This is a genomic window from Empedobacter sp. R132-2, from assembly GCF_030324375.1.
GTDB classification, from domain to species: domain Bacteria; phylum Bacteroidota; class Bacteroidia; order Flavobacteriales; family Weeksellaceae; genus Empedobacter; species Empedobacter falsenii_B.
In genome coordinates this window covers 23,980-37,413 of sequence record NZ_JACAGG010000020.1, presented here as the reverse complement: position 1 = coordinate 37,413, position 13,434 = coordinate 23,980, and the positions used below count along the sequence as shown (strand labels likewise).

Here is a 13,434-nt window from a genome sequence, read left to right as displayed (position 1 = left end):
TTCATATTCCAAATTTATTTTGGAATCTTATAAAATAATAAAAGGGAAACATCACTGTTTCCCTTTTATTTTAAACGCTAAAGAAGTACAATTTCATCAATTATAATTTCTGTAATCGTTTTTTGTTGACCATCTTTATCTTGATAATCTCGGTAAGTCAATTTGCCTTCTATAGCAAGTTGCTTCCCTTTTTCTACATGTTTTTCGATCACATTTACAATTGGTCCGTAAGCAACTAAATTGTGCCACGTCGTTTGCTGAACTTTCTCACCTTTGCTATTTGTGTAGCTTTCGTTCGTTGCTAGACTAAATTTTGTAAACTTCTTTTCGTTTTCTAATGTTTTAACATCAGGATTGCTACCAACATTCCCAATTAGCTGAACTTTATTTCTTAATGTACTCATGGCGATAAATAATTTAAAATTAATGTATGACCAAATTTAAGAAAATATTTTTAAAACATTCGTTTTTAAGCGTTTAACTTTTATAAAACATGTTCTTTATATAATTGATCCAAGGTTTTATCAAGGTTTGTTGTTTTACCAGGATGCGGACGAGAACTTTGGATAGACGAACTTCTGACAGCTGTTAACCAACGAAAACGTTCAGGGGTTTCGAAATTAGATACAGCAGATTCGGGATGAATTCCTTCGGCAATTTTAGACAAAGCATTCAAATTACTGTCAATAAAATCAAGATCTAATTCGTGGCAAAAAGCATTGATTCTACTATCATTAATAAAATATTTTACTTTCAAATAATCTTCTTTTTTCGAAAATAAAATTACTCCAACATTGATAAACTCTTCGCGTTCAACTTTAGGAACCAAACGAAGAATTGCATACTCATATAAGATTTTTTCTGGCATTATTCGCTTCGTTTATAAAAAGTTCGGAATGTTGTAATCGTGTTTTGATAAATGTTTTGTAAACCGTTCTCATTTCTTCGTGAGTAGCATGTGTAACTTCTGTTTCTAACCATTCATCAGGAATCAAATCGACAATTTTATCAATGATTTCATCATTCAAAATCGCTTTAAATTCTGTATCAACTTCTTCAAGTTTTGTAGCATTTTTCAATAGAACATGGTCTTTAATTGGCGTAAAGGGTGCAAGAGCTGCTTTTTCCCAATTGTCCCACGAATGATGAAAATAATAGGAAGCACCATGATCAATCAACCACAATTCTTTGTGCCACATTAACATATTTGTATTGCGAAAAGTACGATCAACATTCGTCAAAAAAGCATCTAACCAAACAATTTGAGAAGATAATTTATCATCAATTTTCATTACAGCAGGATCATAATTGATTGCACCAGATAAATAATGCAAAGCCAAATTAGTTCCTTCGCTAAATTTTAACAAATCCTGAATTTCTTCATCAGCTTCGGATTGACCAAAATATTCGTCCAAATTTGCAAAAACTAATTCAGGAACTTTAAATCCTAAAACACGTGCAATTTCTCCTCCTAATAATTCAGAAATCAGCATGCGAGGACCATGACCAGCACCTTTAAATTTTAAAACATATTTAAAACCGTCATCTGCATCAGCTAGTGCAGGCAAAGAACCACCTTCGCGCAAAGGTTGCAAATAGCGTTCAACGGTAACTGTTCTTAACTCAATCTCATTCATTCTCTAAAATTACGATGAAAAATTTAAAATAATTTTCACATTTATAATTTTTAAATATCACTAAACTTATAGACTGTTGAATGTTAAAATTTTTTAAAACAAAAGATAGTTGAGTAAACTTGTAAAAATAGGAAGATTTGTAATGCGTAAAAGTATGTTTATCGCTGGATTAATAGCGGTTTTTACTTTGATCGTTGCATTGATTATTCAAGTTTTTACTTCGTATTACATTTACAATTATCAAGGAAATATTCCGTCAGATTATCGTGTGGCAGTTGTTTTTGGTGCAAAAGTGCAAGCTAATGGACAACCAACTCGTTTTTTGAAAGATCGTTTGGATGCTGCAATTCGACTTTACAAAGAGGATCAAGTGGATGTAATTTTACTTTCTGGAGAAAAACTTCACGAGAATTTTAATGAAATTGATGTGATGGAAAAATACTTGTTGGATAGAGGTGTCAAAATTGAAGATACTTATCTAGATGGAGCAGGTTTGGATACATATAGCACAATCTACAGAACCAAAAATATTTATCAATTTGATAAAGTGATTTTAATTTCTCAATCTTATCATCTCAAAAGAGCGCTTTTCTTAGGAAAAGTTTTCGGATTGGATTGTATTGGATATAATGCGGATAGCGGACCTTATAAAACGGAAGGTAAACAGAGTTTTAGAGAAATTTTAGCGAATATAAAAGCTTTGTTGGATATTGGTAATGAAAGAGCGCCAGAAGTGATTATAGCGCCTAAAAAATAAAAAAAACTCCGCTCAAAATTTTGAGCGGAGTTTTTAGTTTAATATTCTGTTAAAGTAACAATATCAGTTGTAAAAGATGTTAATTTATCTTTACCATGTAGGAAAGTTAAATCAACAATAAAAGAAAACTGTGTTGTTTTTCCACCACATTTTTCTACCAATTTAGCACAAGCTTCGGCAGTTCCACCAGTTGCTAAAACATCGTCGTGAATTAGAACTCGCGCACCATCTTTGATGTAATTCGAATTTACTTCGATAGTTGCTTGTCCATATTCCAAATCATAAGATTGACTAATTGTTGGAGGAGGTAATTTACCAGCTTTACGAATTAATACAAAAGGAACTTTTAATTTTTGTGCAATCTGAATTCCGTACAAAAATCCACGGCTTTCAATTCCACAAACAATATCCACTTTACCTTTTGCTTTTTCTACAAAAGCGTCTACAATTTCATTCGAAAGTTCAGAATTTAAGAACAATGGAGTAATGTCTTTGTAGACAATTCCTTCTATTGGAAAATCGATAACGTCTACAATCGTTTGATTGATTTTTTCTTGAAGTGTTGACATTCGTTTTTAATCATGTTTTGTTAAGGAACAAATTTAATGAGAAATCATTTGCAAGAATTTGTTTTAACGAATAATTAATGATTCTAAATAATATTATAAACCTAAACTTGTCCAAATACGTTCTGGAATACGAACAGGACGACGAGTTTCGGCATCAATACAACATAAAATAGTGTATCCTTGATTAATTATTTTTCCCACTTCATTATATATATTGTAATCAAATCGAATGCGAACACCTTTGTCACGCTCATGAACTGTTGTTTCAATTTCGATTAATTCATCGTACAAAGCGCTACCAATATATTTTGTATGCATTTCAATAATTGGCATCTGAATTCCCATTGCTTCCAATTCAGCATAAGGAAAACCACGTTTGCGCATCAATTCTACACGACCAATTTCATAAAACTCAGGATAATTTCCATAATAAACCACTTTCATTTGATCGGTGTGTTTATATAGAATACGAGTTTTGGTGCGAAAAACATTTAATTGTTCGGTTTCTTCTATCTTCTCCATAATTTTCTAAAACATCATTTTAATCTTCAAAAGTAGAGAACAAAAAAAAGACTTTATCATTAATTATATAAAAAATGAAAAAGTCTATTCAGTAATTTTTTTGTAATCCATCCAACTAAAAGAAGTTTGCGAAGAATCTTTTTGCTCTTCTTTTAAGAAATCATATTGAATTTGAATAATTGTTTTGAAAGTAGGATTTGCTATTTCATAATAAAAAGTCCTTACATTTTTTTCTTCACCTTGTTCAATTCGTAAAAGAGAAAAATTATTTTTGATGCCCAAATCATTTAAATGATTTTCTACTTTGATAATTGCGAAGTCAATTTTTTCTTGTGTAATTTCCATAGTGATACAAAAATAAGAATTAATAGTTTTATAAGCCAAAATATGTCCGAAAAGATTATCTTTGCAGTATTTTTATTTTATCTAAAACTACTTATTGATTATTTTTAATTATACAAAGTATTTTTTAATATATCAATACCTAAATCATTTTTTTTATTCAAAATTTGTTCACAATTTTGTAGAGAAGGGTTGATGAAAATTTAACATTGACTTTCAGTATTTTACATTAAAACTTAAGCACTTTTGGACAATATTATGACGATAACTGCAAATTCTGTGTGGGAAAAATGCTTGTCTTTTATAAAAGACAACATTGCAGAAGATGCCTTCAATACTTGGTTTGTACCGATACGTCCGGGCAAACTAAATAATAATGTTTTAACAATACAAGTACCAAGTAAATTTTTTTACGAATGGTTAGAGGAGCATTATATCAAAATTTTAAAAAGTGCCTTACAAAAAGAATTAGGTTCTGATGCAAAATTGGTATACAGTATTTTGATGGATCAAAAGTCGCAAGGACGTGAGCCATTCACGGTACGTATTCCAAGTTCGAACAAAGAAAAACCTCGCCCACAAGAGGTAGAAGCGCCAATTAATTTGCAAGCTGGTAAAATGATGAATCCTTTCGTTATTCCAGGATTGCAAAAATTAAAAATTGATTCGCAATTAAATCATAATTATACATTCAATAATTTTATCGAAGGAGAATCAAACCGATTAGCACGTGCGGCTGGTCGTGCGATTGCCAAACGCCCAGGAGGAACTTCGTTCAATCCACTATTCATCTATGGTGGAGTAGGGTTAGGAAAAACTCATTTGGTGCATGCGATAGGTTTAGAAGTAAAAGATTTACACCCAGAGAAAACTGTTTTGTATGTTTCAACTGAGAAATTTACACAACAATTTATTGAAGCTGTAAAAAATAATAATCAAAATGATTTCATTCACTTTTATCAAATGATTGATGTTTTGATTATGGATGATATTCAGTTTTTATCTGGAAAAGCAAAAACGCAAGAAGTTTTTTTCCATATATTTAACCATTTACATCAAAGAGGAAATCAGATTATTTTGACTTCGGATAAATCTCCAGCAGATATTCAAGATATGGAAGATCGATTAATTTCTCGTTTCAAATGGGGATTATCAGCCGATTTGCAAAACCCTGATTACAATACACGTCTTTCAATTTTGAAACAAAAATTAGAAAACGATGGTATCGAATTTCCTGATGAAGTAATGGATTATATCGCACAAAATATTGATACAAATGTGCGTGAATTAGAAGGTTCATTAAACTCAATCATTGCGCAAGCAACGTTGAATAAACGTGAAATTACCTTAGATTTAACATCACGTACGTTATCTAAATTAGTACAAACAGCTCGCAAAGAAATCTCGATTGATTACATTCAGAAAACAGTTTGTGAATACTTTAAAGTGAAGATTGAAGATATTCAGTCAAAAACACGTAAACGTGATGTCGTACAAGCGCGTCAATTAGCAATGTATTTTGCAAAACAATATACAAAAGCGTCTTTGGCAAGTATTGGAACACAAATCGGTAAACGTGATCACGCAACAGTTTTACACGCTTGTAAAACAGTGAAAAATTTACAAGAAACGGACAAGCAATTTCGTGGTTATATTGAAGATATTTCACGTAAAATTTCAGATTAATCTATAAATATTTTTTCAATGAAAATTTTGATGGTTTGTTTAGGTAATATTTGTCGTTCTCCGTTGGCAGAAGGAATTTTACAATCAAAGGTTGGCGACAATCATTTGGTAGATTCTGCTGGTACGGGTGATTGGCATGTTGGTGAACAACCAGATAGACGCTCGGTTGCGGTTGCTAAAAAATATGGTGTTGATATTTCTGATCAACGTGCAATGCATTTCAATCCAATTTTTTTCGATGAGTTTGATTTAATCTTTGCAATGGATAAACAAAATTTAATTAATTTGCAACAATTAGCTCGAAGCGAAGAGGAGCAAAGTAAAATCAAATTGATCTTGAAAGATGGAATAGGGCAAACGCAAAATGTTCCTGATCCTTACTACGATGGAGAAGATGCTTTCGAGCATGTTTATCAATTATTAGATGAAGCCACAGACGGAATCATCAAAAAATATAATCTTTAAAATTATACAATGAAAACGGCTAAAGTTTATTTGATTCCTTCACTTTTAGGTGAAAGCGAACACAGTAGAGTATTGCCTTTATACAATCTTGACATTATTCGAGCAATTGATACGTTTGTGGTAGAAAACGAAAAATCTGCACGTAAATTTATCAAACAAGTTTGCCCCGAAAAAGTTCAAGCCGATTTAGATATTTACATTCTAAACAAAGATACAGAGCCAGAAGAAATGTTAGATTTGATCAAATTATTTGATCAAAACAAAACGATCGGAATTATTTCCGAAGCTGGTTTGCCTGCGGTTGCAGATCCGGGTGCGCAGTTGGTAAAAGTTGCGCAACAGAAACGCATCCAGGTAGTTCCTTTGGTTGGTCCATCGTCGATTTTGTTGGCGTTAATGGCTTCTGGAATGAATGGTCAAAACTTTGCTTTTCACGGTTATTTACCAATCGATAAAACAGAACGTAAAAAGAAATTAGCGCATTTGGAAGCTGAAAGCGCGAAAACGGGAATTGCTCAAATTTTTATGGAAACGCCTTATCGTAACAATCAAATGGTAGACGATTTAACGAAGATTCTTCGTGCCGAAACCAAGATTTGTGTCGCGTGCCACATTACATTAGAGGACGAAGATATCCGCACGTTATCGATCAAAGAGTGGAAAAATGAAAAGTATGATTTTCATAAACGTCCTGCTATTTTTGTGATGCAAGCTTAAAATTTTATAATATAGATCAACACTTCGTGTTGCTTTTCACGAGTCGTTTATCCAAAGTAAATAAAATAGCCAACTTGAAAAAGTTGGCTTTCTCGTATAATCGTTTTTTGCGGTGAAAATAGTTGAAGTGAGAAAATTAAAAAGTTTATTCTTTTATACGATTCTTCAAATCCATTTCCGCACCGAGAATTCTTGTTATTTCAATTTCATCTTTAGTTAGAATTCTATAAAAGATAATGTGTTGATTGGCTAAAAATCCGTAAAGTTCAGAATTAATCTCACTATAATTTCTTCCAATCATGGGGTTTTCGGCTAATAACTGACAAAAATTGATTAGTTCTTCATAATATTTATCCGCTTGATTCTGTGACCACAATTCAAACGTATATTCATATATTTTCGAAAGATCTTCAACAGCTTTATTTGTCAAGAAATACTTAGCCATTATTTTTTATTTTGGCTTTCAAAGTTTCGAGGTGTTTTTTTGCATCAAAATCCTCTGCAATTCCACTATCTATACCTTCTTGTATCGAATTTTTCAATAACTGAATTTTATCTTCTTCTTCTTCCAAAAGTCTCAAACCAGCTCTAATAACCTCACTTGCATTTTTGTATCTTCCTTGAGAGACTTTTGTATCAACAAATTCTTCAAAATAATTTCCCAAAGAAACAGATGTATTTCGTCCCATAACGTCTTATTTAGTTTAATAAAATAAAGTTACCAAATTTTGGTAACTATTGCTAATGTTTTAATATTGAATTTGTTTTATTTAGAAAATAGGTGGTATAGGATTCTCAATTTTATTTCTTTTTATATAATAAACTGTCATTAAAATGATACATAATGTAGCGATTGTAGTTATTCCGGTTAAAAAATAGTAGGTGGTTTTGTGCGTATTATAACTTAATAAAATTTTATTTTCTTTCTCTATTTGAACTATATCCAAGTTATTTTTATTAGAATTTGAAGGTGAAAAATATACTTTTACTTTGTCACCGTGACTAATATTATTATCAAGCTCTGAATAATTTTTAGTCATTTTGTATACTGCGAGATTTTGAGGATAATTAGAAAGTTTTAAAAAGAATATTTTAGAATTTTTGTTTGAATTTATAATACCTTTATTTGTTATTATACCTTCAACTTGCGAATATTTAGATAAATCTTTAGAAGCTTGATTATAAAAAATATAAGTTAGTAGGGTAAAGAGTGTGATACCAAATAGTATTGCAAATACATTTATAATTTTTGTAAACATTAATTGGATTTTGTAAGATATTTCAAGTTATATTCAAATTTACAACTATAATTTTGGTTTTAAAGTTTAATAATCAAACAAATTCAACCTATATTTAAGTTAAAATCATCCAATATGAGAAAAATAGAACAACTTTTTAGTGAATATGGAGAAAGTCATCAAAATGGAACAAACAAAACTATTCATTGGATTTGTGTTCCTTTAATCTTTTGGACGATTCTTGGTTTTATATCCTACATTCCAGCGCCGCATTTGTATGTTCAGAACTTTGGTTATATCAGTATAGCTTCAATCATTGCATTGGTTATTGTTTCAATATTTTATTTTAGATTATCGGTTGTCGTTGGTTTCATTATGATTTTTCTAATGTTGATTATGGAATATTTTATTTCGTTGTGCAATGTGCAATTCGGTACAAAATCTTGGTTAGTTTATTTGGTAGTATTTATTATCACGTGGATTTTACAATTCGTTGGACACAAAATATAAGGGAAGAAGCCAAGTTTTCTCAAAGATTTACAATTTTTGTTGGTTGGTCCTATTTGGTTGTTAGGTTTTATTTTGAGAAAAGTTGGTATAAAGTATTAATCTATTTCTTACTCAAAATTTCATTTACTTTTTTCTCAATGGCCTCTGATAATCTGCTAAAACCTAAATCATTTGGATGAATTCCGTCTGTAGAACCTTCGTTATCCGAACCAATTAAATTATCACCTTTCAATAAATACAAATCTTTTATGCCTTCTTTTATCAACGCATCGTATTGGGCTCGATAGGTTTGATTTTGTCTTGTCATATCTTCGTGAGCGATTAAATCAAATTTACTCATTGGTCGAATCAAGCTTTCTACCATCAAGATTGGTGTTTTTGGATGATATTTTCGGAGTAATTTGACGAACGGAATTGTTCTACTTTTGATCTCTTCGGGTGAACTATTTGGAACACAATCCAAGATAAACAAATCAACCCCTTGAATATCTTTGATCATTTCAGCCAATTCAATTTCAATTTTTGCACTTCCACTCAAATCAAGATTAATGAATTCATAGCCTGTTTTTCGTGTTAAAATAGAAGGATAATTCATTCCAGGACGACTTGCCGAAGCACCTTGCACAATGCTTGAACCATAAACCACGATTTTCTTTTTATACGCAATCGGTTGATTGATAAAATTAGCGGAAGCATCAATTCCTATTTTTAAATCTGTAATTTCGTTCCAAAGTGGCAAATAAAGTATGAATTCCTTTTCTGTCTTTGATAAATTCTTGACGATATCAATTCACTTTTGATATTTTGCTGATTTGGTAAAGCCGCACCTGCAAAAATCCACTTTCCGTTTTCTTTGATATACAAATCAAACCCACGCGCCATAATTCCAGTTGTATTCGCGCCCAAATAAGTAGAACGAGTTGTCCAATCCAGTTTTATTTGTGAAGTATTCGATTTGAATATAACATATAATCCAGCGGGAGCAGTAAATAAACCTTTTACTTTTTCAGGAAGATTTGCGTATTTGTTGGTATCGATTCTATGGTAAAAAGGTGTATTATCAAAGGCTTTTCCTTGTACAGTAAATTCTTTGTTCGTGATATATTTGATTTGTCCAACTACGTGAAAAGAACAAATAAGTGCAAAAAACAGAAAGAATTTTCTCATTGGTTATAATTGATTAAAGGTTAAAATTAAAAAAAGACTTCCAATTTGGAAGTCTTTTTTTTGTTTCATGTGTTTGTCTTAAGCGTGTTTACACTTTAAGGTCTGTATGAGCGCCTAAAAGTGTTTTATTTTCTTCGATAATTGGATCAACCAAATCTTTTAAGAATTCTTCTGTTTGTTCAGAAGCAAATCCTGTAAAGTTTTTCGGATCTAATAATTCGACTAATTTCTCTTTGTCAATTTTTACATTTTCATCGGCAATGATACGTTCAATTAAATCGTTAGATTTTCCTTCCATTTTCACTTGTTTTGCAGCTTCCATAGAATGTGTACGGATAATTTCGTGTAATTCTTGACGATCTCCACCATTTTTAACACCTTCCATAATGATATATTCGGTTGCCATAAATGGTAATTCTTCCGCGATATGCTTCTCGATGATTTTAGGATAAACGACTAAACCATCTAAAATATTGTTCCAAATGATTAAAATTGCATCAATCGCTAAAAATGCTTGAGGTACTGCTAAGCGTTTGTTAGCCGAATCGTCCAACGTTCTTTCGAACCATTGAGTTGAAGCAACCATTGCAGGAGAAGTTGCTAAGGACATCACGTATTTCGCTAAAGAGGCGATACGCTCTGAACGCATAGGATTGCGTTTGTATGCCATTGCAGAAGATCCAATTTGATTTTTTTCGAAAGGTTCTTCAATCTCTTTTAAATTTTGTAATAAACGCAAGTCGTTTGTAAATTTATGTGCAGATTGTGCAATGTTTGATAATAATTCTAATGCTTGAGCATCAATTTTACGATCGTAAGTTTGTCCTGAAACTGCAAAAACATTTTTGAATCCGAAACGTTCAGATAATTTTTTGTCTAATGTTTTTACTTTTTGGTAATCTCCATCAAATAATTCTTTGAAAGAAGCCGCTGTTCCAGTTGTTCCTTTTACACCGCGAAAACGTAACGTATCTATTCTGAATTCTAATTCTTCTAAATCTAATAAAACAGATTGTAACCAAAGTGTTGCACGTTTTCCAACGGTTGTTAATTGTGCTGGTTGGAAATGCGTAAATCCTAAAGTTGGTAAATCTTTGTATTGACGCGCAAATTTTGCTAAACCATCAATCACATTGATTAATTGTCCTTTTACATGTTGAAATCCATCACGAATCTGAATCAAATCTGTGTTATCGCCAACAAAAGCCGAAGTAGCGCCTAAATGAATAATTGCTTTTGCGCTTGGTGCAACATCTCCGTACGTATGCACGTGAGCCATTACATCGTGACGAAATTTCTTTTCGTAAGCCGCAGCAACATCATAATCAATATTAGTTGCATTATTTTTTAATTCTTGAATTTGTTCGTCTGTAATATCTAATCCAAGTTCCTTTTCAATTTCTGCCAAAGCAATCCAAAGCTGTCTCCATGTTGTAAATTTTTTCTCAGGAGAAAAGATATATAGCATTTCGTCGCTACAATATCTCGATTCTAAAGGATTTTGATACTTGTTCATTGTATTTGTTTGTTTTGTTTTTTAAAATTTTTTCAAAATGGTTTGCACATCTTTCACATAATAACCTTCGAAAAGGTAAGCGTGTATCAGCAATGGAAATAATTGTGCAATTGGTAAACGCTCTTCGAAATTTGGTGCTAAAGGATTATTTTCGTGATAGGCATCAAAAAATACATCATCAAATCCTCCAAAAAGCTTTGCAATAGCCAAATCCATTTCGCGATGACCATAATAAATTGCAGGATCTATAACCGAGAATTCGCCTTTTTTGTTGGCTAAAATATTTCCATTCCAAAAATCTCCATGCAATAAAGCAGGTTTTTCTTCTGGAAATATCGAATTCAATTGTTTACATAAACTCTCTGCAGATTTTATTTGTTTTGAATTGATTAATTGTTTGTTTTGCAATAGTTTCATCATTGGCATGATGCGATTTTTTGCATAAAATTCGCTCCAAGAATCTGTTAAACTATTCGGCTGAACGACAATTGCAATGTAATTATCTTCTGACCAACCAAATTGTTTACTTGTATTTTGATGAAGTTTTGCTAAATTTTTTCCTAAGTTTTCCCAATTTACAACAGTTGGAGTAGAGGTTTCCATCCATTCTAATAATAAATATTGAAAATCTTTTCCAGCTTCGCCAACATTTACCACTTTCGGAACCGAAAATGTTTTGGTCTTTTTGATGGCTTCTAAAGCACGTGCTTCTTTCTTGAAAAGATGAGGAAAGTTGTTTGCGGAATTTACCTTTAAAAAATATTTTTTATCAAACGATTCTAATCGAAAAGCATCGTTAATATCACCACCTTTCATCGGGACGATAGAATCTATACCTAAATTCAATTGTTTTAATCGTACTAAAATTTCGTTCATAAAAATATCTCATAAAGTTATAGCCCAACAAAAGTCAGGCTATACTATTTAATTTATTAAAATAAAGTTGTTCTAATAATGTTTTGAGAACGCTCTGGTCCAACCGAAACTAAATAAACTTCGATTCCTAAGTATTTCTCAATGTAGTGAATGTAATCTTGCGCTGTTTGCGGTAACTCATCAAAAGATTTTACGTTTGTAATATCTTCTTTCCATCCTGGTAATTCGTCGTATTGCGCTTCGTAATCAGCTAATTTAGTTGTAGAAGAAGTGAAATAATCAATGATTTTTCCGTCTTCTGTTTTGTAACCTGTACAAACTTTTACTGTATCAATATTCGACATTACATCTAATTTAGTAATTACTAAATGTGTAATTCCATTAATCATACAAGCGTGTTTCAATGCAACTAAATCTAACCAACCTGTGCGGCGTGGACGACCTGTCGACGCTCCGAATTCGTGACCAACTTGACGAATTTGTTCTCCTAATTCGTTGTCCAATTCTGTTGGGAAAGGACCGTTACCAACGCGTGTACAATATGCTTTCGAAACTCCAATCAAATTTTTCAATTTTGTAGGAGGAACTCCAGCACCAACACAAACTCCACCTGTTGTTGGAGAAGATGATGTAACGAATGGATATGTACCAAAATCGATGTCTAACATTAATGCTTGAGCACCTTCGAATAATACATTTTTACCTTCGTCAATTGCGTGGTTAATTTCTAACTCAGAATCTAAGATACGTTCTTTCAAACGCTCACCATAAGCTAAATATTTTTCGTAAATGTCTTCGAATTTTAATGGTTCTTTATTGAATAATTTTTCGAATAAAGCATTTTTAACCACTAAATTTTCTTTGATTTTTTCTGCTAAAACTTCAGGATTTAATAAATCAATTGCACGAATACCAACGCGCGCTACTTTATCCTCATAACAAGGACCAATTCCGCGTTTTGTTGTACCAATTTGACTATCTTTTCCTGCAAATTCTTCACGATATTCGTCTAACAAAATGTGATAAGGCATGATGATATGCGCTCTTCTCGAGATAAAAACGTGATCTGTAGATAAACCTTTTGCTTCTAATTGTTCAGTTTCTGCAAAAAAAGCTTCAGGATTTACTACGACACCATTCGCAATAATACATTTTCCTTTGCATTGTAAAACTCCAGAAGGTAATAAGTGTAAGACAAATTTATCATCGCCTACATATACCGTATGACCAGCGTTGTTACCACCTTGGTAGCGTACAACATAATCCGATTTTTCGGCTAATACATCTGTAATTTTTCCTTTTCCCTCGTCACCCCATTGAAGACCGACTACTACGTGTGTTGACATATTGTTTGTTCGTTATTTGATTTGGAATAAAAATGAAACTAATCATCTTTTCTTGGTTCACTGCAAAGGTAATTTAAACCTTGTCT

At 31.9% G+C, this 13,434-nt stretch carries 19 protein-coding genes; 5 read left to right on the top strand and 14 right to left on the bottom strand.

The features are described from left to right. Positions 1-77: 77 nt before the first annotated feature. The 3 genes from HXZ69_RS10145 to HXZ69_RS10135 all read right to left on the bottom strand — a co-directional run bounded on the left by HXZ69_RS10145 (position 78) and on the right by HXZ69_RS10135 (position 1,637). A complete protein-coding gene (locus HXZ69_RS10145) occupies positions 78-404 on the bottom strand; it encodes a single-stranded DNA-binding protein (RefSeq protein ID WP_125349072.1) in 327 nt (108 codons plus the stop codon). Between the two features lie 80 nt (positions 405-484). Continuing rightward, positions 485-868, bottom strand: a complete 384-nt coding sequence (locus tag HXZ69_RS10140) for a DUF3037 domain-containing protein (protein WP_125349073.1) — start codon at positions 866-868, stop codon at positions 485-487. Continuing rightward, positions 846-1,637 (bottom strand): HipA family kinase, encoded by a 792-nt coding sequence (locus HXZ69_RS10135; protein ID WP_219035197.1) that lies wholly within the window; start codon positions 1,635-1,637, stop codon positions 846-848. The genes HXZ69_RS10140 and HXZ69_RS10135 overlap by 23 nt, the downstream gene beginning before the upstream one ends. Positions 1,638-1,746: 109 nt before the next feature. On the opposite strand from HXZ69_RS10135, the gene HXZ69_RS10130 reads away from it, so the two are divergent. Further along, positions 1,747-2,394, top strand: a complete 648-nt coding sequence (locus HXZ69_RS10130) for a SanA/YdcF family protein (protein WP_286495865.1) — start codon at positions 1,747-1,749, stop codon at positions 2,392-2,394. 38 nt (positions 2,395-2,432) lie between these two features. Here HXZ69_RS10130 and HXZ69_RS10125 read toward each other — a convergent pair whose 3' ends face one another. From HXZ69_RS10125 to HXZ69_RS10115, 3 genes are all read right to left on the bottom strand, one after another. Continuing rightward, a complete protein-coding gene (locus HXZ69_RS10125) occupies positions 2,433-2,963 on the bottom strand; it encodes an adenine phosphoribosyltransferase (RefSeq protein WP_286495864.1) in 531 nt (176 codons plus the stop codon). 93 nt (positions 2,964-3,056) lie between these two features. Beyond that, positions 3,057-3,485 carry an acyl-CoA thioesterase gene (locus HXZ69_RS10120; RefSeq protein WP_125349076.1) on the bottom strand — a complete coding sequence of 143 codons (429 nt, stop codon included), beginning with the start codon at positions 3,483-3,485 and terminating at the stop codon, positions 3,057-3,059. A gap of 84 nt (positions 3,486-3,569) precedes the next feature. Continuing rightward, on the bottom strand, positions 3,570-3,830 hold the full coding sequence (locus HXZ69_RS10115) for a hypothetical protein (RefSeq protein WP_038333588.1): 261 nt from the start codon (positions 3,828-3,830) through the stop codon (positions 3,570-3,572). Between the two features lie 255 nt (positions 3,831-4,085). On the opposite strand from HXZ69_RS10115, the gene dnaA reads away from it, so the two are divergent. The 3 genes from dnaA to HXZ69_RS10100 are packed head-to-tail and all read left to right on the top strand — an operon-like array spanning position 4,086 to position 6,695. Further along, positions 4,086-5,513 (top strand): chromosomal replication initiator protein DnaA, encoded by a 1,428-nt coding sequence (gene dnaA, locus HXZ69_RS10110; RefSeq protein ID WP_286495871.1) that lies wholly within the window; start codon positions 4,086-4,088, stop codon positions 5,511-5,513. An 18-nt stretch (positions 5,514-5,531) separates the two neighbouring features. Then, positions 5,532-5,978 (top strand): low molecular weight protein-tyrosine-phosphatase, encoded by a 447-nt coding sequence (locus tag HXZ69_RS10105; protein WP_219034670.1) that lies wholly within the window; start codon positions 5,532-5,534, stop codon positions 5,976-5,978. A 9-nt stretch (positions 5,979-5,987) separates the two neighbouring features. Next, on the top strand, positions 5,988-6,695 hold the full coding sequence (locus tag HXZ69_RS10100) for an SAM-dependent methyltransferase (RefSeq protein WP_286495863.1): 708 nt from the start codon (positions 5,988-5,990) through the stop codon (positions 6,693-6,695). 145 nt (positions 6,696-6,840) lie between these two features. Here the strand turns inward: HXZ69_RS10100 and HXZ69_RS10095 are convergent, their stop codons facing one another. The 3 genes from HXZ69_RS10095 to HXZ69_RS10085 form a co-directional block, all read right to left on the bottom strand. Next, positions 6,841-7,140: a type II toxin-antitoxin system RelE/ParE family toxin gene (locus HXZ69_RS10095; protein ID WP_219034672.1), complete on the bottom strand. Its 300-nt coding sequence runs from the start codon at positions 7,138-7,140 to the stop codon at positions 6,841-6,843. After that, positions 7,133-7,384: a type II toxin-antitoxin system ParD family antitoxin gene (locus HXZ69_RS10090; protein WP_219034673.1), complete on the bottom strand. Its 252-nt coding sequence runs from the start codon at positions 7,382-7,384 to the stop codon at positions 7,133-7,135. Before HXZ69_RS10090 ends, HXZ69_RS10095 begins: the two co-directional genes overlap by 8 nt. 81 nt (positions 7,385-7,465) lie before the next feature. Next, entirely contained in the window at positions 7,466-7,954 is a 489-nt protein-coding gene (locus HXZ69_RS10085; RefSeq protein ID WP_286495862.1) for a hypothetical protein, read from the bottom strand. Between the two features lie 114 nt (positions 7,955-8,068). Here HXZ69_RS10085 and HXZ69_RS10080 point away from each other — a divergent pair, with 114 nt between their 5' ends. Continuing rightward, entirely contained in the window at positions 8,069-8,443 is a 375-nt protein-coding gene (locus HXZ69_RS10080; protein ID WP_286495861.1) for an Mpo1 family 2-hydroxy fatty acid dioxygenase, read from the top strand. A 100-nt stretch (positions 8,444-8,543) separates the two neighbouring features. Here the strand turns inward: HXZ69_RS10080 and HXZ69_RS10075 are convergent, their stop codons facing one another. From HXZ69_RS10075 to HXZ69_RS10055, 5 genes are all read right to left on the bottom strand, one after another. Next, positions 8,544-9,182, bottom strand: coding sequence for an SGNH/GDSL hydrolase family protein (locus HXZ69_RS10075; protein WP_286495860.1), 639 nt, complete (start codon positions 9,180-9,182; stop codon positions 8,544-8,546). Next, positions 9,152-9,610, bottom strand: coding sequence for an SGNH/GDSL hydrolase N-terminal domain-containing protein (locus tag HXZ69_RS10070; RefSeq protein ID WP_286495859.1), 459 nt, complete (start codon positions 9,608-9,610; stop codon positions 9,152-9,154). Before HXZ69_RS10070 ends, HXZ69_RS10075 begins: the two co-directional genes overlap by 31 nt. 88 nt (positions 9,611-9,698) lie before the next feature. Then, on the bottom strand, positions 9,699-11,126 hold the full coding sequence (gene purB / locus HXZ69_RS10065; RefSeq protein WP_125349080.1) for an adenylosuccinate lyase: 1,428 nt from the start codon (positions 11,124-11,126) through the stop codon (positions 9,699-9,701). Positions 11,127-11,147: 21 nt separating this feature from the next. After that, a complete protein-coding gene (locus tag HXZ69_RS10060; RefSeq protein ID WP_286495858.1) occupies positions 11,148-12,002 on the bottom strand; it encodes a fructosamine kinase family protein in 855 nt (284 codons plus the stop codon). 56 nt (positions 12,003-12,058) lie between these two features. Then, entirely contained in the window at positions 12,059-13,348 is a 1,290-nt protein-coding gene (locus HXZ69_RS10055; protein WP_219034680.1) for an adenylosuccinate synthase, read from the bottom strand. Positions 13,349-13,434: the final 86 nt, after the last annotated feature.

Excerpts from the sequence above, each read along its gene's own strand:
- HXZ69_RS10145 (WP_125349072.1), bottom strand. The coding sequence starts at position 404 with ATGAGTACATTAAGAAATAAAGTTCAGCTAATTGGGAATGTTGGTAGC.
- HXZ69_RS10140 (WP_125349073.1), bottom strand. The coding sequence starts at position 868 with ATGCCAGAAAAAATCTTATATGAGTATGCAATTCTTCGTTTGGTTCCT.
- HXZ69_RS10135 (WP_219035197.1), bottom strand. The coding sequence starts at position 1,637 with ATGAATGAGATTGAGTTAAGAACAGTTACCGTTGAACGCTATTTGCAA.
- HXZ69_RS10125 (WP_286495864.1), bottom strand. The coding sequence starts at position 2,963 with ATGTCAACACTTCAAGAAAAAATCAATCAAACGATTGTAGACGTTATC.
- HXZ69_RS10120 (WP_125349076.1), bottom strand. The coding sequence starts at position 3,485 with ATGGAGAAGATAGAAGAAACCGAACAATTAAATGTTTTTCGCACCAAA.
- HXZ69_RS10115 (WP_038333588.1), bottom strand. The coding sequence starts at position 3,830 with ATGGAAATTACACAAGAAAAAATTGACTTCGCAATTATCAAAGTAGAA.
- dnaA (WP_286495871.1), top strand. The coding sequence starts at position 4,086 with ATGACGATAACTGCAAATTCTGTGTGGGAAAAATGCTTGTCTTTTATA.
- HXZ69_RS10105 (WP_219034670.1), top strand. The coding sequence starts at position 5,532 with ATGAAAATTTTGATGGTTTGTTTAGGTAATATTTGTCGTTCTCCGTTG.
- HXZ69_RS10100 (WP_286495863.1), top strand. The coding sequence starts at position 5,988 with ATGAAAACGGCTAAAGTTTATTTGATTCCTTCACTTTTAGGTGAAAGC.
- HXZ69_RS10095 (WP_219034672.1), bottom strand. The coding sequence starts at position 7,140 with ATGGCTAAGTATTTCTTGACAAATAAAGCTGTTGAAGATCTTTCGAAA.
- HXZ69_RS10090 (WP_219034673.1), bottom strand. The coding sequence starts at position 7,384 with ATGGGACGAAATACATCTGTTTCTTTGGGAAATTATTTTGAAGAATTT.
- HXZ69_RS10085 (WP_286495862.1), bottom strand. The coding sequence starts at position 7,954 with ATGTTTACAAAAATTATAAATGTATTTGCAATACTATTTGGTATCACA.
- HXZ69_RS10080 (WP_286495861.1), top strand. The coding sequence starts at position 8,069 with ATGAGAAAAATAGAACAACTTTTTAGTGAATATGGAGAAAGTCATCAA.
- HXZ69_RS10070 (WP_286495859.1), bottom strand. The coding sequence starts at position 9,610 with ATGAGAAAATTCTTTCTGTTTTTTGCACTTATTTGTTCTTTTCACGTA.
- purB (WP_125349080.1), bottom strand. The coding sequence starts at position 11,126 with ATGAACAAGTATCAAAATCCTTTAGAATCGAGATATTGTAGCGACGAA.
- HXZ69_RS10060 (WP_286495858.1), bottom strand. The coding sequence starts at position 12,002 with ATGAACGAAATTTTAGTACGATTAAAACAATTGAATTTAGGTATAGAT.
- HXZ69_RS10055 (WP_219034680.1), bottom strand. The coding sequence starts at position 13,348 with ATGTCAACACACGTAGTAGTCGGTCTTCAATGGGGTGACGAGGGAAAA.